The sequence below is a fragment of the Janthinobacterium sp. HH106 genome, assembly GCF_001758725.1.
Taxonomy (GTDB): Bacteria; Pseudomonadota; Gammaproteobacteria; order Burkholderiales; family Burkholderiaceae_D; genus Janthinobacterium.
In genome coordinates, this window is sequence record NZ_LRIC01000069.1 from 1 (window position 1) to 20,819 (window position 20,819).

Genomic DNA, 20,819 nt, shown 5'->3' on the forward strand with positions numbered 1-20,819 from the left:
CACCTGGGCGGCCGAGCCGCTGCCGGCTGCCGTTCGCATCGCCGTCGTGGCGCGCACGGCGCCGTCCGGCAAGACCGTGTTTGCCGGTTCGGCCGCCCAGGTGGCTGCCCAAGGCTGGCTGGCGGCCGAACTGGGCAAGCTGGGCGTGAAGCTGGAATGGGTGCCCGTCACCACCAATTCCGTGGCGACGCAAGTCAACGAGGCGTTTGCCAACCACTCGATCGACCTGGCCCAGTATGGCGACCTGCCATCGATCATCGCCAATGCCTCGGGCCTGCAGACGCGGCTGATTTTGCCGGGTGGCAGCTTCAGCAACACTTACCTGGTGGTGCCGAACGGCTCCACGGCCCGCTCGATCAAGGAGCTGAAGGGCAAGAAGATCGCCCTGCACCGTGGCCGGCCGTGGGAATACCCGTTCGCGCGCTTGCTGGAAGCGAATGGCATGAGCTTGCGCGACGTGAAAATCCTCAACCTCAATCCGCAGGCGGGCGCGGCGGCCGTGGCGACGGGCGGCGCCGATGCCTTCTTTACCCTCAGCGACGCCTTTTTGCTGGAAGATAAAAAGGTCGGCAAGATCATCTGGTCCAGCAAGGCGCCGCCGCAGGACTGGAAGATGCGCGCCGAACTGTGGGCCGACAGCGGTTTCCTGCAACGCTGGCCGCAGCTGGCCCAGCTGGTGGTGACGGCCTATGTGCGCGAGCATCACCGGGCCGCCGGCGCCGGTGGCGAAGACGAGTATGTGCGCACGGAGGCGGCGGCGGGCCAGGTGGAAAGCGTGGTGCGGCGCGAACTGGCAGGCGACCATACGCCGTGGCAGGCGCGCTGGTCGCCATTGTTCACGGCCAGCCTGCGCCAGCATTACCTGGGCGAGGCGGCATATGCGAAGAGCGCGGGCCTGATCGGGCGGCCCCTGCAAGTCGACAGCCTGTTCGCGCCCCAGTTCGTCAACCAGGCGCTGGCGCAGCTGAAATTGCAAACGTACTGGGCGCCATGACTTCCCTCACTATCGCCTTGCCGCGCTCTTGTGCGCCTGCGCATGCGGCGTCCATTCCCTGGCTGCGGCGTTTTGTGCGCTCGCCCTGGTCCGTGTGGGCATCGCCGCTGGCCTTGCTGCTGCTGTGGACGGCCGCCACCACCTTCGAGTGGATGCCAGCGCACATCTTGATGTCGCCCTGGCAAGTTCTGCTGACGGCGGCGGACCTGGCCGAAAGCGGAGAATTGGGCCAGCACCTGGGTATCAGCCTGTTCCGCCTGCTGGCCGGTTTCGGCCTGGGCGCCAGCGCGGGCCTGGCCTTCGGCGTCGTGCTGGGCCTGTCGCCTGGCTTGCGCAGCTATGTCGATCCCACTTTCAATGTCTTGCGCCAGTTGCCGACCGTCGCCCTGATTCCTTTGTTCATCTTGCTGTTCGGCATAGGCGAGAGTTTCAAGGTGTTTATCGTGGCCAAGGCCAGTTTCTTCATCGTCGCGCTGGCCGTGCATGACGCCATCCGCAACTTGTCGCAGCGCTACTTTGAGGTGGCGCAAGTGTATTGCTTTTCGCGCTGGCAGCGCATCCGTTTGATCGTCCTGCCCGCCATCGTGCCCGCCGCGCTGACGGGCATGCGCATCGCGCTGTCGCGTTCGTGGATGGTGCTGGTGGGCGCGGAATTGCTGGCCGCCGACAGCGGCCTGGGCCAGATGATGGAAATGGGCCGGCAAATGTTCCGCCTCGACGTGGTGATGGTGGGCGTGGTGCTGACGGGCGTGATCGGCTTCGGCCTGGACCGGGCTTGCCACGCGCTGGAAGCACGGCTGATGCGCTGGAAGCGCAGTGGAGAGAACGCATGAAGCAACGTTTGAGTGTGATCTTCAAGGGCGCGCTGCTGCCGCTGGCCTTGCTGGGCGCCTGGCAATGGGCCTCCGGGCAGGGTGCTGCCGCCGCCTACATCTTTGTCTCGCTGGGCGATCTGGCGCACAGCCTGCGCGACCTGGTCTGGACGGGCGAACTGTGGGTGCATCTGCGCGCCAGCCTGGGCCGCACGCTGGCCGGCTTGCTGCTGGGCGGCAGCGCCGGCATCGTCACGGGTGCGCTGATGGCGCAGTCGCCGCTGGCCGACCGCCTGATCGGCCCCTTGTTCCACAGCATCCGCCAAGTCCCCATGCTGGGGCTGATTCCCTTGCTGGGCTTGTGGGTGGGCAATGGCGACGACGCCAAGCTGCTGGTGATCGCCATCGCCGCCTTCTATCCTACCGTGCTCAACACGTATGCGGGCATGCGCCAGGTGGAAGGGAGACTGCGCGAAGTGGGGCAGGTGCTGACCCTGACGCGCTGGCAAACCTTGCGCCAGATTCTGTTGCCGGGCGCCATGCCGGCCATCGTCACCGGCGTCACGCATGCGCTGGCGTTCGCCTGGCTCGCTTGCCTCGGCGGCGAACTGCTGTTTGCGGCCGGTCCCGGCATGGGTTCCCTGTTGCTCAACGGTGAAGTATCGGGCCGTATGGACGTCGTCCTGCTGGCCGTGCTCGTGATCGCCTTGCTGGCGCAAGCGATGAACGTGGCGTTTGCGCGCCTCGCGCGTTTGCTGGTGAAGGGGCGCAGCAGTGACTAAATCCCTGCCATTCCAGCCAGACGCGGCCGTCAGTGCCCGCGAAGGCGAGTTGCGCGCCTTCCTGCTGCGCTTTATCGGCCTGACCTTGCTGTCGGGCGTGACCATCGGCATGAACAAGGTGCTGGCCACCTTGCTGGGCTTGCATTTGCACGTGAGTAATTTCCAGCTGGCCGCGATCAGCAGCGCGGAAACCCTGGCTATGGCGCTGGGGACCATTCCGGCCGGCTACATCTTGTCGCGCGGCAATCCGAAGCACCTGTACGCGGGCGTCAGCCTGAGCCTGGCGCTGGCCTTTTGCGTGCTGCCGTGGCTGCCCGGCTGGCAATGGGTGGCCCTGCTGATGTTTCTCGTGGGACTGTGCATCTCGCTGCGCATCGTGGCCATGAGTACCGTGTTTCTCGTGCGCTTGCCGGAACTGGGGCAGGGCAAGGCGGGCTGGTACAAGGGCACCTTGATCCTCGGCATGCAGTTCCTGGGTCCCCTCTGCGGCAACTACCTGATCGCGCAGTTGGGCCTGAAGGCGGGCTTTTTGATTTCCGCCCTGATGTTCGCCATCCTGGCCGTGCTGGGCTGGCACGTATTGCCCAACAATACTTTGCCGGATAACACGGCACCGCGCAAGCAGATGGGACAAAGTGCGCTGCCCGGTGCGGCCAGCCTGCGCGAGCTGCTGCGCCTGCCTATCGTGCGCGTGACTTACCTGTTCGAAATCCTTGCCAGCTTCACGGCATCCAGCGTGGGCGTGTTTTCCATCCTGCTGGCGATCCGCGTGCTGCACTGGCCTGCGCACCACTCCGTCTGGCTGATGGCCGTGCAGGGACTCAGCTGCGTGCTCGTGCTGCTGTTCCTGGGGCGCTTCGTGCTGGCCAGCCGTTACCGCGAGCAGCTGTATGGCGGCGCGCACCTGGCCATCATGGCGGCCTTGCTGATCCTGGGCTTGTGGCCATCCAGCGTCGCCTACCTGGCCGCCTCCGTGCTGCTGGGCCTGGGCCTGGGTGTGAATAACCTCGTCAATACGGACAATATCGCCCGCGCCCCCGTCGATAAGGCCCGCGTTTCCGCCCACCTGACCCTGTTCGGCATGGTGGGCGGCACGGCTGGCGCGCTGGCGGCCGGCCATCTGGCCGACGTGGCGGGCTTGCGTAATGTGTTCCTGATCTGGCTGTTTCCGTGGCTGGCCGCCTGGCTCTGTTTCCACGGCAGCCGCTGGCTGCGCCGGGCGCCGCCCGCCGCCATTCCTTCCCTCGCCCCCACTGCAGAGAGTGCGCCATGAATGATTTTGTTTCCCCATCGACCTTGCTGCCGCAGCGGCAGCTGAGCGGCGGCTTGCAAGTGCAGCACGTGAGCAAGTCGTTTGCGCTGAAAGGCGCGCCGCTACCCGTGCTCGACGATATTTCGCTGACCATCGCCCCCGGCGAATTCGTCGCCATCGTGGGCGCCTCCGGTTGCGGCAAATCCACCTTGCTGCGTCTGCTGGCGGGTCTCGATACGGACTACACGGGCTTGCTGCTGCATGATGGCGTGCCGATCCGTGGCACGGACTTGCGCCGGGGCCTCGTGTTCCAGGATCACCGTTTGTTTCCATGGCTGACGGTGCAGCAGAACGTGGCCGTGGCCTTCAGCAATACCCGTGTGCCGCAGGCCGAGCGCGACGCGCGCGTGGCGGCGGAAATCACGCGTGTGGGCCTCGACGGCTATGCGGATGCTTACCCGCATCAATTGTCGGGAGGCATGTCGCAACGGGCGGCCATCGCGCGCGCGCTCGTCGGGCGGCCCGACGTGCTGCTGCTGGACGAGCCGCTCGGTGCGCTCGACGCGCTGACCCGCTTGCGTTTGCAGCAGGAATTGCGCCGCCTGTGGCAGAACGAGGGCATCACCATGGTGATGGTCACGCATGACATCGATGAAGCCGTGTATCTGGCCGACCGCATCGTCGTGCTCGATGCGCGGCCGGGCAAGGTGCGCAGGGTGCAGGACGTGCCGCTGGCCCACCCGCGCCAGCGCGGTTCGCCCGGTTTCGTTGCCATCCGCGACGGCTTGCATGCGGATTTCAGCGACCTCGACGATGCGCACGCGCCCGTGGCGCAGGAAGTGGATCCCAGCACCCTGTGGGATGGCAATGAATGGGCGCGCAGGATGGCGCTGTAGTTTTTTTGATATCCATCAACCTGGAGAGACAGCATGAGCAATGAAAGTCAGGCAGCAAACCAAGCACTCGACACCCTGTGGTACACGCGCTGTCCCGTCCCCACGGGCCTGGGCATTTCCCTGCAGCAGGGCTGGCTGGAAGACGCCTTGCGCGCCGACGGTACCAGTTTGCGCTCCTTGCGCGAATCGGACCAGGAAGCCGTGCGCGAATCGCATTTCGACCATACCTTGCAGAATTCCGTGCGTCACGGCGGCAATATTCCCGCCCTGTGGGCGCGCGCGGCGGGGCGCGACACGCGCGTCATCGGCCTGTCGTGGTCGGACGAGACGCAGCTGATCCTTACTCTTCCCGGCAGCGGCATCGAGACGGCGCGCGACTTGAAGGGCCGGCGCTTCGGCTTGCCCCTGTGGGCCAGGGCGCAGATCGACTTTGCGCGCGCGCAAGCCTTGCGGGGGCTGGAAAACGCGCTCAGCCTGGAAGGTTTGACTGCTGCCGACGTGGAACTGGTCGATTATGTCATTCAAGCGGGCCAGAGCGAAACGCCACCGGAGCGGGGTGCGGCAACGAATCTGTTCAGCGGCGCGCGGCGCGGCGGCCAAAGCCCGGAGCTGCTGGGCTTGCTGCGGGGCGAGGTCGACGCCATTTTCCTGAAAGGCGCGTCGGCCGCCCAGCTGGCGCAGCAGTTCGGCTTGCACACGGTGATCGATACGGGCAGCCATCCGGAGCCCTTGATCCGCGCCAATAACGGCACGCCGCGCACCTTGACCGTCGATGCGCACTTGCTCGACCACCATTTTGCTTCCGCCGTGACTCTGGTGGAGCAGGTGCTGCGGGCCGAAGCGTGGGCACGCGGTCATGCGGACGAGACGCGGCGTTTCCTGGCGCGCGAATCGAATGCCAGCGAGCACTGGGTGCAAGTGGCTTACGGCAAGGATGCCCATCTGCGCCTGGACACGGATTTGGCGGAAACGTCGGTCGCCGGCTTGCAGGATTTCAGCGACTTTTTGTTCCGCTGGAACTTCCTGCCCAGCAAGGTCGACGTGCGCGCGTGGATCGATCCCCGTCCTTTCGACGCGGCGCTGGCGCAGACGCGCCGCGCGGCTTGAGCGGGAAGCACGTCAACGGTGGCCATGTTCGATGATGAGGAGAATGCGATGCGGCGACGCACGGTGATGGGCGGGCTGGCCTTGCTGCCCCTGGCGGGAAAGGCGGCCTCGGCGGCGAAAGCGGCGGGGGCGCCGCCGGCGGCCCTGCGCATCGCCTCGACGGGCTTTGCGGAAAACGGCAAGGCGGAACTGGGCGGCATCGCTTACCGCGTGCAGCAGGAAGGCTGGCTGGCCCGCGAACTCAAGCTGCGCGGCGTGCGGCTGGAATGGCTGCCCGTCACGGGCGACACGGGCGCGACCATGAACGAGGCGTTCGCCAGCGGGCGCATCGACATGGCCGCCTATGGCGACTTGCCGTCCGTCATACTCAACGCGGGCGGCGTGCGCACGCAGGTGATCGTGCCGGCGGGGCGCGGCACGGACCAGTTCCTGCTGGTGCCCACCGGCTCGCGCGCCACGTCCCTGGCCGAGCTGAAGGGCAAGCGCATCAGCGTGCACCGGGGCCGGCCGTGGGAACTGGGCTTGCGCCAGCTGATCGCCGACCAGCGCATGTCGCCCACGGATTTCCGCCTGATCAATATGGATTTGAAGCCGGGCACGGCCGCCCTGGCCACGGGCGCCGTCGACGCCTTGTTCATGATCAATGGCTATCCGCTGGAAGACAAGGGCATCGGCCGCATCATCTGGTCCAGCAAGGGCTTGCCGGAGAGGAAAATGCGCGCGGAACTGTGGGCGCGGCGCGACTTTACGCAAGCCTATCCCGATATTGCCGAACTGGTGGCCACGGCCTGGCTGCGGGCCCAGCATTGGGCGGCGCTCGATGGCAACCGCGAGGCCATCATCAAGGATGGCACGCGCAACGGCACGCCCGACAGCGTGGTGCGGCGCAGCTACGACGATCCGGGCTTGCAGTGGAAGGAGCGCTGGTCGCCGCTGTACGACGACGCCGTGTACCGTCATTACCGCCGCGTGCTGGCGTTTGCGCAGGAACAAAAGCTGATCCGGCTACCGTTGACGGCGGAAGAGTTGCTGGAACCGCGTTTCGTGGCGGCCGGCTTGAAAAAGCTGGGCCTGGCCAATTACTGGGAACCGGCCAAGGTGTAAGTAATAGTTTATAAATAAATTTTTAATCAGATAGTCTAAATTAAATTCAGACTATCTGATTAAGTGATAAATTTTTGGTGCTGTTTACTTCGATGGCCCATCCATTGTTATGTAATTCACTACATCGCCAAGTAACTCGCTTTCAGACATAGCTGCTGCCATCGCGGCCAAAGATTCTATTTTTGTTTCAAAACATACCCCGAGGCGAGAATTTACTAGCCCGACAGATTCTATGGTGTATTGTTTTGATGCATAATTTAGAGAGCAGTATGTAAGGAGTTGTTTTATGTCTGCAAGTCGAAAATCTCTTTCCACATTTTTCAACTCCCATAGCGTTTTTCCAATAAGTATATCCCCTTCGCAACGATCTACAATTCCACAGCCATCGAATTTTGGCTGCATTAAAATACTTTGACCTGGGCACATATGTGCGGAAAATGCACTTAGACGATGAGCCCAAAGTTTTGCCTCCGAAATTTCTTTCGCATTCATGGCCGGTACGGAATTACTTCTTTCGAGTAGCTTTATATAATTCACTACGTCAGTAGATAATTCCTTTAGGTTGGCATAATCTTCATCTTTCCCTAAAATTTTCTTGCCATCTTCAATTTTGCTCTTGTACAGCCTAAAAGATAATTCGCTGATTAAGGAGTTGCGGTTGGATTTGGAAACTGGATCGCACGGAACGTTAAATCTGACAAGGCTTGCGTTCATGAAGCGTACAAATGAATCTCCCATTGGCATTGCGTGACGCCAAAAAGAAGAATGCGAAGATACCAATCTGCGTTCTGAAATCAAATCGGCACCTCTTTGTTCCCAGACTTAAATCTTTTTGTTGACCATTCAAAGGCAATTTTTTGCATTGGCAATAGCGCTGATTTAATTGACTTCCTCCAATGCTCTCCCTCATCACCTAAAATATGAGAGGCAACGAGTAGTGCGGTTTGTTCCCATTCTGTAACAGTCTTGAATTTTTTTCGAACATCAGATATCCAAAAGTCAGCATTTTTATTTGCCATTGCCAATATGATATCCCTTCGAATCAGGCTACTATTGGATTTTTCGTAAATATTGGCCAAGATTTCGTCTGCTTCTTGGGATGCATCATGTGCAAGAACTCTGATCGTATAAGCCAGATGTGTGGGCACTGAAACTATATAAGAACCTTTCTGTAGAAGTTCCCTCAAAATAGTAAATACCTTTTCCTTTGTTGGCTCAGACATATCATTCATGGCGCCTTTTAATAGAAGCATGATATTTGGATATACTGGATAAAGCACAGTCAAGTTCTCCATCAATGAAACTATTGCCGAATCTCGTTGGGCTGGCTTTAATAGGCGTAAGGTGCTGATTAGCTTTCTGACTAGACTTTGATGAATTTTACTTTTTCTCATTTCATGCGCAAGCATTCCAACAACATCAAACTTACCTACCTCCATTTTTAGTGAATCATAATCGGCGTCTGCTGTTGTGGAATATGGATCATAATGTAATCGTAAGCGTAGGAAGTTGCGACTTGCCCTTTGCGCTTCATCTTCTGGTTCATTTTCTTCTGAAAATTCCGAAGTGGAAAGAAATTCCTCGGAGGACATAATTCTAGTTTTTGTTTTTTGTAGTAATAGGCCTTCATTTTCTTGCAATTTTTCACTAATTAACAATAGGGCTTGATAGGCGTCTTCTGACGAGTTTGTAAATATATGATAATCGTCCGCAAATCGACAAAATTTTATTTTATTTGTTATTAGTAATCTATCTATTCTATTTAGGAGTAATTCGCTTAAAAGTCGAGCTGCTGGACCTCCAACGGGAAGCCCATATGATACGTTATTTGAAAATTGCATTAATAGTTTCATTATGCTTGCTGTAGTTGATTTGTTGCTTGTCGCTTTTTGCAAAGCATTTTCCAGGCGGTGATGATAAATTCTTGGGTAGAAATCAGCTATATCGCATATCAATACAAATTTACTTTTTTTTGCTCTTTCTATTGAAGTTTTTTGAAACTGCATCCAACCTATATTTTTGTTGAAAATTGTTTTATCTGTAGAATCTAAGTTTAGACGATAAGAGAAGATATTTTCTTTTTCTATCGGAAGCCGTGCCGCCTCTATTTTTTCTGCTATGGATAAGACCAAGCCTAGAAAATAGGCATTCCAGAGTGGATCTAGTTGTGTCGCCCATCGAAATCCAGTGTAACCAACGGGGGAAAGCATTCCTTCAACTATTGGAGGATTGTCCGAAATTGAGGCAGAAATATCTGAATTAATTTTCAATAGAGCTGAAACTACGAGATCTTCTTCGTCGTAAAGTACATGATTTTCTATTGGGAAGGGAAATACATCTGTATCGCCGTGTCTCGCAATATTTTGAACTGCAAAACGAAAATATTCTTCCATTATTTTTCCTTATCAAATACTTAATTTAGCATGGCCCATCAAATTCTGCAAGATTTATTTTTATGATTTCGGGTATTTGAATGACTAATGGCTTTGAACGATAACGAAGAATTGAAATCGGTACAAGTATTCGAGTTATGGGTAATGGACGTTAACTCTTTGATTTAAATGATGATTATTGCTGATAGATTGCACTTCAATTTGGTATATGAGGATGTCACAGTTGCATAAGGCGGATTCACGTGGCGAGGTATGCAACTTTTTTTGCCTAACAAGCACTGTATTGCAGCCGATACGGATAATTTTTTGCCAAAAGTCAACCTGAAGCTATAGCGCTGGTCGGGGGGGAACTATTCAGCGAGGTATCGTATAAGAGCAGGAATTGACGCGCGAGGTGATGTTCTGAGGTTTGTAGTGCAAGTAGTACTGCGCTTGCTAATAAGGAAATATTTCGAGAAATGCTTTTGCGATTTAATGCGGCAGGCACACGCGTCCTACCAGCTTCAGTACGCCATCGCCCGCATGCGCGCGCAATTGCAGCAGCATCAGGGCCATTCCCAGCATCAGCGCAGCGGCGCAGAGTTTCTTGTGCATCGTCTTTCCTATTTTTATGCTCGATGGAGCCTAGTTGTCATCTTTGCCGCCATATTATTGCCGAAATTCAGCGTGCGGGATGAGCAAATTACCAAGTGTGCTCTACAATTATGCATCTTGCGCATCCGCGCCATCTGAATTGTATGCATAGTATGTGAAGGGAATGACAAGCCTGTGACTTCCAAGCCGATCAAGATCGCCGCCACCGTTGTCGTGGCTCTCGCCGCTGGGGCCGGCATTTATAGCTACACCCGTCCGGCCGCCACCGCCACGCCCGGTGCCCCGGCTTCGGGCAGCCCTGCCGCCGCGCCGCACTCCGCCGTCGACACGGCCGCCGTGGCCAGCCAATTCCGCGACTTGCTGGGCAATTTCCGCAAGATCATCGTGCTGCTGGCCGACGAGCAAAGATTGCCCGAAGGCGCGCGCGACGAAGCCCGTAAAGTGGGGCAGGCGCTGTTCCATGAAAACCAGGAACGCATCGCCAAGCTCGATGCAGCGCTCGATCAATTGACGGCACCCGCCAATCCGGGCCGCTTCGAAGCGCTCGACAGCCTGCTCACCTATATCGAATCCGATCCCGGCCTGTATGACGCGGACCGCCTGGCTTTCCGCGAACTGCTGCAAAGCATGCTGGTCGACGTGGCCAAGGACTCGTCCTTGCCGGCGATCAAGCTTCACAAGCGCATTTCCGAAGACCTCGATGCGCTGGGCGAGATCGAGCGCAATTACGAGAAGGAAATCCGGCAAATCTTCGGCAACCTGGGCCAGCGTTCCATCGAACTCAAGCGTGAACGGTGGGACGATTACGTGGCGCAGTTGAAAAAACTGTACAGCCGCGAACAGATTCTGAAGGAAAACGGCATCGTCGTGCCTTATGTGGCACCTTCGGCAGTACCGCTGGCCGGTTCTGTGCCGGAAGCCAAGCCGGCGCCAAAAAAAGATGAGGCGGAAATCTTCGGCCTGGGCTTACCGAAGAAAACCATCGTGCTGACCTTCGACGACGGCCCGCACCGCCGTTACACGGAAGAAATCAGCGCCATTTTGAAACAGTATGGCGTGCCGGCCGTGTTCTTCAATGTGGGACGCAACCTGGGCAGCCTGGACGCGGAAGGCCATGCCAAGCTGGGCGCGGGCGCGGAAGTGAGCCGCAAGCTGATGCAGGAAGGCTACGCCGTCGGCAACCACAGTTTCAGCCACGCACAATTGTCGAAGCAGACGGGCGACAAGCTGAAAGGCGAAATCCTCGGCACCGACACTTTATTAAAGGCCATCAGCCCCGAGCGGGCCGCGCTGTTCCGCTTTCCGTATGGCGCGCGCAACAGCGAAGGCATGGCCGCGCTGGCCGATGCCCATTTGAAATCCGTGATGTGGAACATCGATTCGCTGGACTGGGCCGATCCCGTGCCCAGCTCGATCACGAATCGGGTGCTGGCGTCCGTCGACAAGGCGGGGCGCGGCATCGTCCTGTTCCACGACATCCACGAACGCACGATGAAAGCCTTGCCGGCCGTGCTAGACAAGCTGATCGCCGAAGGCTATCAATTCGCGGGCTGGGATGGCACGAGTTTCCAAGTGGCAAAAAGCACGGCGCCCGCGCCCGAGAAAGTGCCCGTCACCACCGGCTACGCGAATTCCTGGGCCGTCGTGATCGGCATCGACGATTACGCGAAGTGGCCGAAGCTGCAATATGCGGTACGCGACGCGCAAGGCATCCGCGAAACGCTGATTGAAAAATTCGCGTTCGCGCCCGAGCGCGTCGTGACCCTGAAAAATGGCGACGCGACGCGTAACAACATCCTGGCCGCCTTCCATGACAAGCTGGCCCATGGCGGCGTGCAAAAGAATGACCGTATCTTCGTCTTCTTCGCCGGTCACGGCGCCACGCGCAAGCTCAGCTCCGGGCGTGACCTCGGCTACATCGTGCCCGTCGATTCCGACCCGGCGCAGTTCGCCACGGATGCGATTCCGATGACGGAAATCCAGAATATCGCGGAGTCCCTGACGGCCAAGCATGCGTTTTTCGTCATGGATGCCTGCTACAGCGGCCTGGGCCTGACGCGCGGCGCCGGTTCCAGCTCTTTCTTGCGCGACAATGCCAAACGCATCGGCCGGCAAATGCTGACGGCCGGCGGCGGCGACCAGCTGGTGGCCGATGGCGGACCGAACGGTCACTCCGTGTTTACGTGGACCCTGTTGCAGGGCCTGGCGGGCAAGGGCGACCTGAACGGTGACGGCCTCATCACGGCCACGGAACTGGCGGCGTATGTAGCGCCCGCCGTGTCCAGCGTGTCGAACCAGACGCCCGCGTTCGGCAGCCTGCCCGGATCGGAAGGAGGCGATTTCGTCTTCGAATTGCCAGGCGAGACGGAATTCCTCAGCCCGAACACGACGCAGCTGTCGACGGAAGCCATCGCCCTGAACAGCAAGCTCGACGCGAAGCCGGCTGCGGCCAGCGTGACGGTGAAGGACTTGCAGGGCGGCGAACAGAAGATCGTCACGCCGGGCGCCGTACCGACCTCCACACGCCAGCTGGCCCAGCGGGCCAACGACCGCGGCTTGCAGCTGTACAAGGAGAAACAGTACGCGCAGGCGGAAGCGCAATTTACGGAAGCGCTGAAATTGCGTCCCGACTTCGCGCTTGCGGCCAACAACCTGGGTTTTGTCTTCTACAAGCAGGAAAAATACCGCGAAGCGGCACGCTGGTTTGAAAACACGGTCAAGATGGACCCGTCGCGCGCCATCGCCTACCTGAACCTGGGCGACGCGTATGCCAAGGCCGGCGATGCGGCCAAGGCGAAAGCGGCGTACAAGACGTATCTGGAGCTGGCGCCGACGGCCTTGACGGCGCCGGCCGTGCGGCAAAAAATGGAAAAGCTGTAAGTTGACGTCCAACTTGCCCATGGTCCACGTCTTCACCTGCAGCGGCCGCTTTCCCAGCTGGGAAGCGCTGCAGGCTTACCTGGCGCCCGCGTACACGGAAGATGGCGATGCCGTGCCGTCGCCATTCTTCCTGGAATCGGGCCTGACGGACTATGAGCCGGCCTGCTTCGAGAGCGCGCTGCTGGCCGCGCCCGCGCCGCTGGCAGAGTTGCTCGACGGCGTGTCGTATGCGGACAACTGGCTGGCGCAGGCGTGCGCGGACGCGCAGGGCTTGCTGGCCGATACGGTCGTCTGCGTGTTTGCGCCGAATCGACTGGCGCATCCGCACCGCAGCTCGCTGCACCACGTAGGCAGCTACGCCTGCGACGGCGGCTGAGCCTCATTTCCGCGTTGTTCATGTATGAGCTTGTTGACGCTGGCCAGCAGGCTGGTGCCCGAGGTGGTGATGAAACGGGCACCCGCCGCCTGCGCCTCCGTGCCATAGCTTGCCAACGTATCCTTGTTGCAATAGACGATGATCGGTAATGCGGGCTGTGCCTGCCGCACTTCGCGCACCGTGCGCACGCCCGCATCCTTGACCCGGCGGCCGTTTTCCACCCTGGCCATGTCCGTGATGAACAGCGCGTAGTGCTTCTGTTGCAGCATGACCAGCGCCTGCCGCGTCGACACGGCCTGGTCCACCTTGATGTTTTCCCGCTCCAGCTGCTCCATCAGCAAGGTATTGTTGCGCGGGTGGTCGTCCAGCCACAGCACGAGGCTGACCGGCTTTTGCGCCGTCGGCGCGGCGGCCAGGGCCGTGACGGCGGCGGCGCCATCGGGGGGATGGGCCAGCAGCAGCTGCGTGACGGCTTCCTGCATGTCGTCGAGCGACTTTTGCTGCAAACGGCTCAGTTCCGTCACTTCGATTTCCTTGCCGCTTTCCAGGCGCACGGATTCGTTTTTGACGAGGCTGTCGGCGCGCTTGATCATGATGGACAGGTAAATGCGCGTGAGCAAATAGCCGATCAAAAAGCCGTGCACGGAAAAGAACAGCATGATGCCGCCCACTACCGCCATGGCCGTGGGCGTGTCCGTGGCCAGGCTGGGCGCGATGAAGGCGGCCATGCTGCGCGCGCTGCCAGGCAGGCTTTTGAGCTCGATCAAACCCACGCCGACGATGATTTTCGTCAGCCAGTCCGACACTTCCACCAGATTCGAATTGATTTCCATGGGCGTGGGCGTGCCCAGGAACAGGGTATTGCTGGGGTTGCCGGTTGCCGCGTCCGCGCTTGCCGGGGGAGGCTCGTCCGTGGAACGGCCCTTGCCATTAGCCTGCTCGTCGGGCGGGGCGGCGTTGACGGTACCCGAGGGCAGACTGCGCGGTATGCCGAATAAAAACCCTAGCAGCATGCCGCTGACGCAAAAGCCCAGGCTCCACAGCAGGGCCGGCACGGCGTGGTAGTAGGGCGGCAGCAGGGCGCCCGCCAGCACGGCCAGCAAGCCCGCCAGCAAGATGAACAGCAGGATGTACGGCAGCACGTCGCGCTTGCGCACGGCCGCCGTGACGCTTTTGCTCGCCTTGCCGCTGCTGTCGCTCAGGTCCACGGTCGCTCCTTGAAAAATGCTGAATCCAGGCAGCCGGTCTGCCGCGTATATATCTCGTAGGAGCCTGTACTGACATCATAAAAAGGGGAGACGCGATGCGGTTGATAAAACGCAAACAGCTGGCAGCTTGTGCCTTGTTGCTGGTGGCCGGTGCCGGCAAGGCGGCTGCGCCGGAGGCCGCATCGCCCACGGATGCGTCGCGCACCGTGCGCGTGACGGGCCACTACGACAACGCCGTCGGCACCTCGGACGCGGCCAGCCAAGGCGTCATCACCAATGAGCTGATCGTCAACCGGCCCGCCTTGCGCACGGGCGAATTGCTGGAATTCGTGCCGGGCCTGATCGTCACCCAGCACAGCGGCGACGGCAAGGCCAACCAGTATTTCTTGCGCGGCTTTAACCTCGACCATGGCACGGATTTCGCCACCTATGTGGACGGCATGCCCGTCAACATGCGCACGCATGCGCATGGCCAGGGCTATTCCGATCTCAATTTCCTCATTCCCGAGCTGGTGCAGCGCATCGATTACAAGAAGGGGCCGTATTTCGCCGGCGAAGGCGATTTCGCCTCGGCGGGCGCGGCGCGCATCCGCCTGGCCGACAAATTGCCGCAAGGCCAGGCCAGCGTGTCCGTGGGCCAGCATGGCTATGTGCGCGCCGTCGTGGCCGATTCCCTCGATGCAGGACCAGGCACCTTGCTGTATGGCCTGGAGGTGAACCGCAACAATGGCCCCTGGGACGTGCCGGAGCGCGTGCGCAAGGTCAGCGGCGTGCTGCGCTACAGCCAGGGCACGCCGGACGACGGCTTCAGCGTGACGGCCATGGCCTACAAGAACAGCTGGAACGCCACGGACCAGGTGCCGCTGCGCGCCGTGGAGTCCGGCCAGATCGGCCGTTTTGGCTCGCTCGCGCCCAGCGACGGCGGCGACACCTCGCGCGCCAGCCTGTCGTACGCGATGCGCCGGCGCACGGAAAACCGGGTGTTCGAGTTTGACGCGTACCTGATCCGCTCGCAGCTGGAACTCAACAGTGACTTCACCTATTTCCTGGCCGACCCGGCCGCCGGCGACCAGTTCCAGCAAAGCGAGCGGCGCACGGTGGCCGGTGTCAACGCCGGCGAAAGCTGGACCACGGAGCTGTTCGGTCTTTCCCTGCGCAACAAGCTCGGTGTGCAGGCGCGCCATGACCGGCTGTCGCCCGTGGGCCTGTACAGCACGGTAGAACGCATCCGGCAAGCCACGGTGCGAGAAGACCGCGTGCGCGAGGCCAGCGTCGGCCTGTACGGCGAAAACACGACCCAATGGCTGCCGTGGCTGCGTTCCGTGGCGGGCGTGCGCTACGACACCTACCGTTTCAATGTGGCCAGCAGCATAGCCGGCAACAGCGGTACGGCGCAGGACCACGTGGTGTCGCCGAAACTGTCCGTGATCCTGGGGCCGTGGAGCCAGACGGAATTCTTCGTGAACTACGGCAAGGGTTTCCATAGCAACGATGCGCGGGGCACGACGCAGACGCGCTTGCCCGATGGCACGCCTTCGGCTCCCGTGACGCCCCTCGTGCCGACCAGGGGCCTGGAACTGGGCGCGCGCACGGAATGGCTGCCGGGCCTGCAAAGCTCGCTGGCCCTGTGGCGCCTCGATCTGGCGTCGGAACTGCTGTTCGTGGGCGACGCGGGCGAGACGCAGCCCAGCCGCGCCAGCCGCCGACATGGCATCGAGTGGAACAACCATTATGTTGCCGCGCCGTGGCTGCTGTTCGACCTGGACCTGGCAGCTTCGCGCTCGCGCTACACGCAAAACGATGCGGCCGGCAACCATATTCCGGGCGCGATCGGCAAGGTGGCGTCGTTCGGCGTGACCGTGACGGACCGGGGGCCGTGGTCGGGCGCCTTGCAGCTGCGCTATTTCGGCCCCCGTCCCCTGATCGAGGACAACAGCGTGCGCTCGGCCTCGACCACCCTGGCGTATGCGCGCCTCGCTTATCAGCTCAACCGCAAGACGCGGCTGTCGCTCGACGTCTTCAACCTGTTCAACAAGCGCGCCAGCGACATCGATTATTACTATGCGTCGCGCCTGTCCGGCGAGGGGGCGGACGGCGTGAATGACCGGCACTTTCATCCCGTCGAACCCCGGTCCGCGCGCTTGACCTTGTCGTATGCGTTCTGATAACGATAAACTGGGGCATGACCGATCACCTAGTACAAATCAGTAAATTCCTTTCCCTTATCCTGCGCCACTCTCCCGAAAAAATCGGCCTCGCCCTTGATGCCCAGGGCTGGGCCGATATCGGCCAGTTGCTGGCGCAGGCGGCCAGCCATGGCCGTTCTATTTCTCGTGAACAATTGGATGACGTGGTGGCGCGCGACAGCAAGACGCGCTACGCGATCAGCGATGACGGCTTGCGCATCCGCGCCAACCAGGGGCATTCCTTGGCCGCCGTCGATATCGCACTGCCGCCCGCCACGCCGCCCGCCATGCTGTACCACGGCACGGCCAGCCGTTTCGTGGAAGCGATCCGCGCCGGCGGCCTGCTGCCGGGATCGCGCAATCACGTGCACCTGTCGTCCAGCCGCGAAACGGCCGTGGCCGTGGGTGCGCGCCACGGCAAGCCCGTCGTGCTGACGGTCGACGCGGCCGCCATGCAGGCGCAGGGCCACGTGTTTTACGTGTCGGCCAATGGCGTGTGGCTGACGCAGGCCGTGCCGCGGGCGTTCATCGGTTTTCCCTGATTAATGGCTTAGCGCCCTGGCCCTGGCTTGCCCCAGGCGCTTGCGCCGCCAGATCAGCACCCCCGTCACGCTCAGGCCTGTCACCAGCGCGCCCATGGCGCAGATGAACAGCTTGAAGGGCCAGCCCCACATCGAGGCCATGTGCAGGGCGCTGATCCAGCTGCGGATGGTGTCGCCGCTGGCCGCGCCCGTGGGCAGCCAGGCCGCCAGTTGCCGGCCGCTGGCCGCGTCGAAAAAGACAGTGGTCAGGCCCTTGTGGGCGCGCACGTCGCGGCTGCTGCGCACGCTGTAGCTGTAGACGCCCAGCCCGCGCTCGTAGGCCAGCGCGTTTTCCTCATAAATGGCAAAGTTCCCGCTGCGCGCCAGCTGCGCCATCAGGCTGCGGCCCTGCGCGCGCGCGGCCGGCCAGTCCAGCTGCGGCCCTGGCGACGGCGTGTGCCGCGCCACGACTTCCTCGGCTGGCTGATGGGCAAACAGCGGATGCATCACGGCCGCATACGCGCCGTACAGGTTGAAGGCCACGCCGCTCCAGGCAAACACCAGCAGCATGGCCCACAGCCACAGGCCACCCGCGCGGTGCAGGTCGAACACCAGTTTATAAGTGCCGCCATGGCGGCGCAGCAGCCACGACGGGCGCCAGCGCATCAGCCACGGTTTGCTGCCCGGCGAGCGTTTTTTCAGGCGTGCGGGGAAGGTCAGGGCGGCGCCGATGAAGCAGTCGATGGTCCAGACGATGGCGATCAGGCCGAAGATCAGCAAGCCCGTGTCGCCCAGCGCCAGCGCATAGTGCAGGCGCTCGATGAAGGGCAGCAGGTTGATGGCGCCCTGGCCGATCTCGCCCCATTTTCGCTGGCCGAGTAGCGCGCCCGTGTACGGATCGACGAACACTTCATCGCTGGCCAGCGGCGCGTCGCCAGACTGGCGCAGGTAGAACACCATGCTGTGGCCGGGCGGCGCCGACAGCGGCGCGTAGCTGAGCTGCGCCTGCGGGAAGCGCGCGGCGACGGACTCGCGCAGCAGCAGGGCGTCGAGCGGCGCGGCGCCCGGCGTTGGCGGCGCCGCGCGGAAGACGGCAGGCAGCAGGGCCGCCTCCAGTTCATCCTTCCACGCGAGCGCGCTGCCCGTGACGCCTGCCACGATGAGGAAGCCGGCCATCAGCAGGCCGGCATAGCGGTGCATGGCCGCCAATGCAGGGCGCATTTGCAGCGATGGCATCAAAAGCGGTACATGGCGCTGACGTTGGCCGTGCGTTCGGCATTGCGGTAGCACAGATTGGGCAGGTAGCCGCAGTCATACAGGGTCTGCTTGTTCAGCACGTTGTTGACGTTGAGGGCAAACTGCCACGGCCCGCGCGACACGCCCAGCGCCGCATCCCACTGCGTGATGCCGCCATTGCGGATATTCAGGTTCTCGCCGTCGGAGTTCGAGCGCATGGCGCCGAGAAAGCGTATGCCCAGCGCCGCATACGCGGGCAGCGCCGTGCCCAGGTTGAACGATTGGCGGGCCCAGGCCGAGGCGCTGTGGCGCGGCGCGCCCGCTTGCTGCAAGCCCAGGTCGCCGTTATTGCTCTTCCTGACCTCCGTATCGAGGTAGGTGTATTGCGCGATCAGGCTCAGGCGGCTGGCAAACTCCGTGCGCGCTTCCAGTTCCACGCCGCGCGAGCCCACCTGGCCCGTTTGCTGCAGGCGGCCCGGATTGCCGATGTCGGAGGTGGTGACGTTGTCGCGCACCAGGTCGAAGACGGCCGCCGTGTAGCTGGCCCGCTGGCCCACGGGTTCGTAGCGCACGCCCGCCTCGAACTGCTTGCCGCGCGATGGCTTCAGGGCGCTGCCGTTGGCCGTGATGCCCAGTTCGGGCGAGAACGAAGTGGCGTAGCTGACGTACGGCGCCCAGCCGCCATCGAGCAGGTAGACGGCGCCCACGCGGCCCGTGGTGGCCGATGGCGACTGGTGGAAGTCGGGTTTGACGGCGCCGCTATGGAGGTCTGTGACGTCGCGCGACTGCGTGGCCTTGTCGCGGCGCAGGCCGGCCGTCACGACCCAGTGGTCCCATTTCAATTGATCCTGCGCATACAGGCCCAGCTGGCGCGACGGCGCTTCAGCGCGCGTGGGCGCCTTGGCGGGAAGCAGCGGCTGCTTGCCGTACACGGGCTGGTACAGGTCGATCGGCGCGATAAAGCCTTTTTGATGGCGGTAGTCGTCCGTGTTGCGGATGTTCGCGTAATCGACGCCCAGCAGCACCTGGTGCGCCAGGGCGCCAGCGGCAAAGCGCGCCTGCAGCTGGGTGTCGGCGAACAGACTTTTCGACGCCGTATCGACGGGCATGAAATAGCGCTCCACCGTGCCATCGTCATTCAGGCCCAGGGGGAACATGTCCGTGCGGTCGTTGTTCAGGCGCGTGTAGCGCAGGTTCTGGCGCAGCGACCAGGTGTCATTGAAGCTGTGCTCGAACTCGTAGCCCAGCATGGTATTGCGACGCTTGAAGCGGTTATCGGCGCCCATCAGGTTGACTTTCGGATCGACCTGGCCGCGCGGGCCAGGCTGCAGCAGCTGGTTGGGAAACGCGTACTGCTGGTTGTCCTGTTCGTAGCGGGCCAGCAAAGTCAGGCGCGTGGCCGGTCCCGCCTGCCACGTGAGCGAAGGCGCGAAGTACAGGCGGTTGTCGCGGTCGCGCTCCAGCCGCGTATGGGCTTCGCGGCCCAGCATGACGACCCGGTAGGTCCAGTCGCCGTGTGCGTCAAGCGCGCCGCCCACGTCGGCTTTCAGCTGGCGGCGCTGGTAGCTGCCGTACTCAATCCCCACTTCGCGCACGGCATCCGCGCTGGGGCGCTTGCTGACGGCGTTGACCATGCCGCCGGGCGGAATCTGCCCATACAGCACGGACGCGGGGCCGCGCAGCACTTCCAGGCGTTCCAGGCCATACGGCTCGATCGAGGCGCCAAAGGTGCGGCCCGAATTGCGCAAGCCATCCTGCAGGATGCCGTTCGTCTCGATGGTGAAGCCGCGCAGCAGCGAGGAATCGTCGCTGCCCAGCGGGCGCTGGTTCGGCGTCACGCCGGCCGTGTAGCGCAGGGTTTCGTCGAGCGATTCGGCATTGCGGTCGCTGATTTCATCGGCCGTGACCACCGAGACGGATTGCGGGTTCTCGTTCAGGGCCGTGTCGGTCTTGGTGGCCGAGGCGGCGCGCCGTGCCACATAGCCGCGCACGGGGCCCGTGGCCGTCTCGCGCTCGCTGCTCGCATTGATGGTGATCGCGGGCAGGGTGGCGCTGGCCTGGGCCGGCGCTGGCGTCTGTGCCGCGGAGGCGTCCGCGCGCAGCGCATACGCGCCATGCGCGCCCGCCACCAGGCGCAGGCCCTGGCCGCGCAGCAGTTCCTCGAAGCCCTGGCGCACCGTGTAGCTGCCCGCCAGCCCGCCGCTGCGCTTGCCCTGCAGGAGCGCGGCATCGGCCGACAGTTCCACCCCGGCCGTGCTGGCGAAACTGGTCAGCGCGCGTTCCAGCGGTCCGGCGGGAATGGCGTACTGGCGCTGCGCCCGCGTGTTGCCTGCCGCCTGGGCGTGGGCGGCTGGTGCCGTGACGGCCAGGGCGCCCACGGCGGCACCAGCGAGGAACAGGGCCTGGATGGCGGCGGCGAGGGGAAACGGGCGCAGCTTGGGTGCGGGAGCGGTCAGGCGAGCAGGCATGGTGCAAATC

At 61.8% G+C, this 20,819-nt stretch carries 17 protein-coding genes; 11 read left to right on the forward strand and 6 right to left on the reverse strand.

Going from position 1 to position 20,819, the window contains the following annotated elements; all coding sequences use genetic code 11:
- The 7 genes from JAB8_RS26140 to JAB8_RS26170 all read left to right on the forward strand — a co-directional run.
- Nucleotides 1-994: PhnD/SsuA/transferrin family substrate-binding protein (locus JAB8_RS26140; RefSeq protein ID WP_070292241.1), on the forward strand; the 994-nt coding region annotated here is incomplete at its 5' end.
- Nucleotides 991-1,827 (forward strand): ABC transporter permease, encoded by an 837-nt coding sequence (locus JAB8_RS26145; protein ID WP_083287941.1) that lies wholly within the window; start codon nt 991-993, stop codon nt 1,825-1,827. The genes JAB8_RS26140 and JAB8_RS26145, both read left to right, overlap by 4 nt.
- Nucleotides 1,824-2,588: an ABC transporter permease gene (locus JAB8_RS26150; RefSeq protein ID WP_070292242.1), complete on the forward strand. Its 765-nt coding sequence runs from the start codon at nt 1,824-1,826 to the stop codon at nt 2,586-2,588. Before JAB8_RS26145 ends, JAB8_RS26150 begins: the two co-directional genes overlap by 4 nt.
- Nucleotides 2,581-3,861, forward strand: coding sequence for an MFS transporter (locus JAB8_RS26155; protein WP_139143191.1), 1,281 nt, complete (start codon nt 2,581-2,583; stop codon nt 3,859-3,861). Before JAB8_RS26150 ends, JAB8_RS26155 begins: the two co-directional genes overlap by 8 nt.
- The gene (locus JAB8_RS26160) at nt 3,858-4,736 is read left to right on the forward strand and encodes an ABC transporter ATP-binding protein (RefSeq protein WP_070292244.1); all 879 of its coding nucleotides are present in this window, start codon (nt 3,858-3,860) and stop codon (nt 4,734-4,736) included. The genes JAB8_RS26155 and JAB8_RS26160 overlap by 4 nt, the downstream gene beginning before the upstream one ends.
- A gap of 33 nt (nt 4,737-4,769) precedes the next feature.
- On the forward strand, nt 4,770-5,843 hold the full coding sequence (locus JAB8_RS26165) for an ABC transporter substrate-binding protein (RefSeq protein ID WP_070292245.1): 1,074 nt from the start codon (nt 4,770-4,772) through the stop codon (nt 5,841-5,843).
- 48 nt (nt 5,844-5,891) lie between these two features.
- Entirely contained in the window at nt 5,892-6,947 is a 1,056-nt protein-coding gene (locus tag JAB8_RS26170) for an ABC transporter substrate-binding protein (RefSeq protein ID WP_070292301.1), read from the forward strand.
- Nucleotides 6,948-7,031: 84 nt separating this feature from the next.
- On the opposite strand, the gene JAB8_RS29315 is transcribed toward JAB8_RS26170, so the two are convergent.
- From JAB8_RS29315 to JAB8_RS30220, 3 genes are all read right to left on the reverse strand, one after another.
- Nucleotides 7,032-7,661: a hypothetical protein gene (locus JAB8_RS29315; protein WP_139143192.1), complete on the reverse strand. Its 630-nt coding sequence runs from the start codon at nt 7,659-7,661 to the stop codon at nt 7,032-7,034.
- 80 nt (nt 7,662-7,741) lie between these two features.
- Nucleotides 7,742-9,340, reverse strand: coding sequence for an RNA-directed DNA polymerase (locus JAB8_RS28395; RefSeq protein WP_071654464.1), 1,599 nt, complete (start codon nt 9,338-9,340; stop codon nt 7,742-7,744).
- Between the two features lie 471 nt (nt 9,341-9,811).
- Nucleotides 9,812-9,934, reverse strand: coding sequence for a hypothetical protein (locus tag JAB8_RS30220; protein ID WP_275528112.1), 123 nt, complete (start codon nt 9,932-9,934; stop codon nt 9,812-9,814).
- Nucleotides 9,935-10,108: 174 nt separating this feature from the next.
- Between JAB8_RS30220 and JAB8_RS26180 the strand changes: the two genes are divergently transcribed.
- Nucleotides 10,109-12,814, forward strand: coding sequence for a polysaccharide deacetylase family protein (locus tag JAB8_RS26180; RefSeq protein ID WP_070292247.1), 2,706 nt, complete (start codon nt 10,109-10,111; stop codon nt 12,812-12,814).
- A gap of 1 nt (nt 12,815) precedes the next feature.
- Nucleotides 12,816-13,190, forward strand: a complete 375-nt coding sequence (locus JAB8_RS26185; protein ID WP_070292248.1) for an immunity 22 family protein — start codon at nt 12,816-12,818, stop codon at nt 13,188-13,190.
- Here the strand turns inward: JAB8_RS26185 and JAB8_RS26190 are convergent.
- On the reverse strand, nt 13,169-14,398 hold the full coding sequence (locus tag JAB8_RS26190; protein ID WP_070292249.1) for a response regulator: 1,230 nt from the start codon (nt 14,396-14,398) through the stop codon (nt 13,169-13,171). The genes JAB8_RS26185 and JAB8_RS26190 overlap by 22 nt on opposite strands.
- A gap of 95 nt (nt 14,399-14,493) precedes the next feature.
- Here JAB8_RS26190 and JAB8_RS26195 point away from each other — a divergent pair, with 95 nt between their 5' ends.
- Entirely contained in the window at nt 14,494-16,563 is a 2,070-nt protein-coding gene (locus tag JAB8_RS26195; RefSeq protein ID WP_070292250.1) for a TonB-dependent receptor, read from the forward strand.
- A 17-nt stretch (nt 16,564-16,580) separates the two neighbouring features.
- Nucleotides 16,581-17,126, forward strand: a complete 546-nt coding sequence (locus tag JAB8_RS26200; RefSeq protein WP_070292251.1) for an RNA 2'-phosphotransferase — start codon at nt 16,581-16,583, stop codon at nt 17,124-17,126.
- Here the strand turns inward: JAB8_RS26200 and JAB8_RS26205 are convergent, their stop codons facing one another.
- Nucleotides 17,127-18,326 (reverse strand): PepSY-associated TM helix domain-containing protein, encoded by a 1,200-nt coding sequence (locus JAB8_RS26205; RefSeq protein WP_070292302.1) that lies wholly within the window; start codon nt 18,324-18,326, stop codon nt 17,127-17,129.
- A gap of 14 nt (nt 18,327-18,340) precedes the next feature.
- On the reverse strand, nt 18,341-20,809 hold the full coding sequence (locus tag JAB8_RS26210) for a TonB-dependent siderophore receptor (RefSeq protein ID WP_070292252.1): 2,469 nt from the start codon (nt 20,807-20,809) through the stop codon (nt 18,341-18,343).
- Nucleotides 20,810-20,819: the final 10 nt, after the last annotated feature.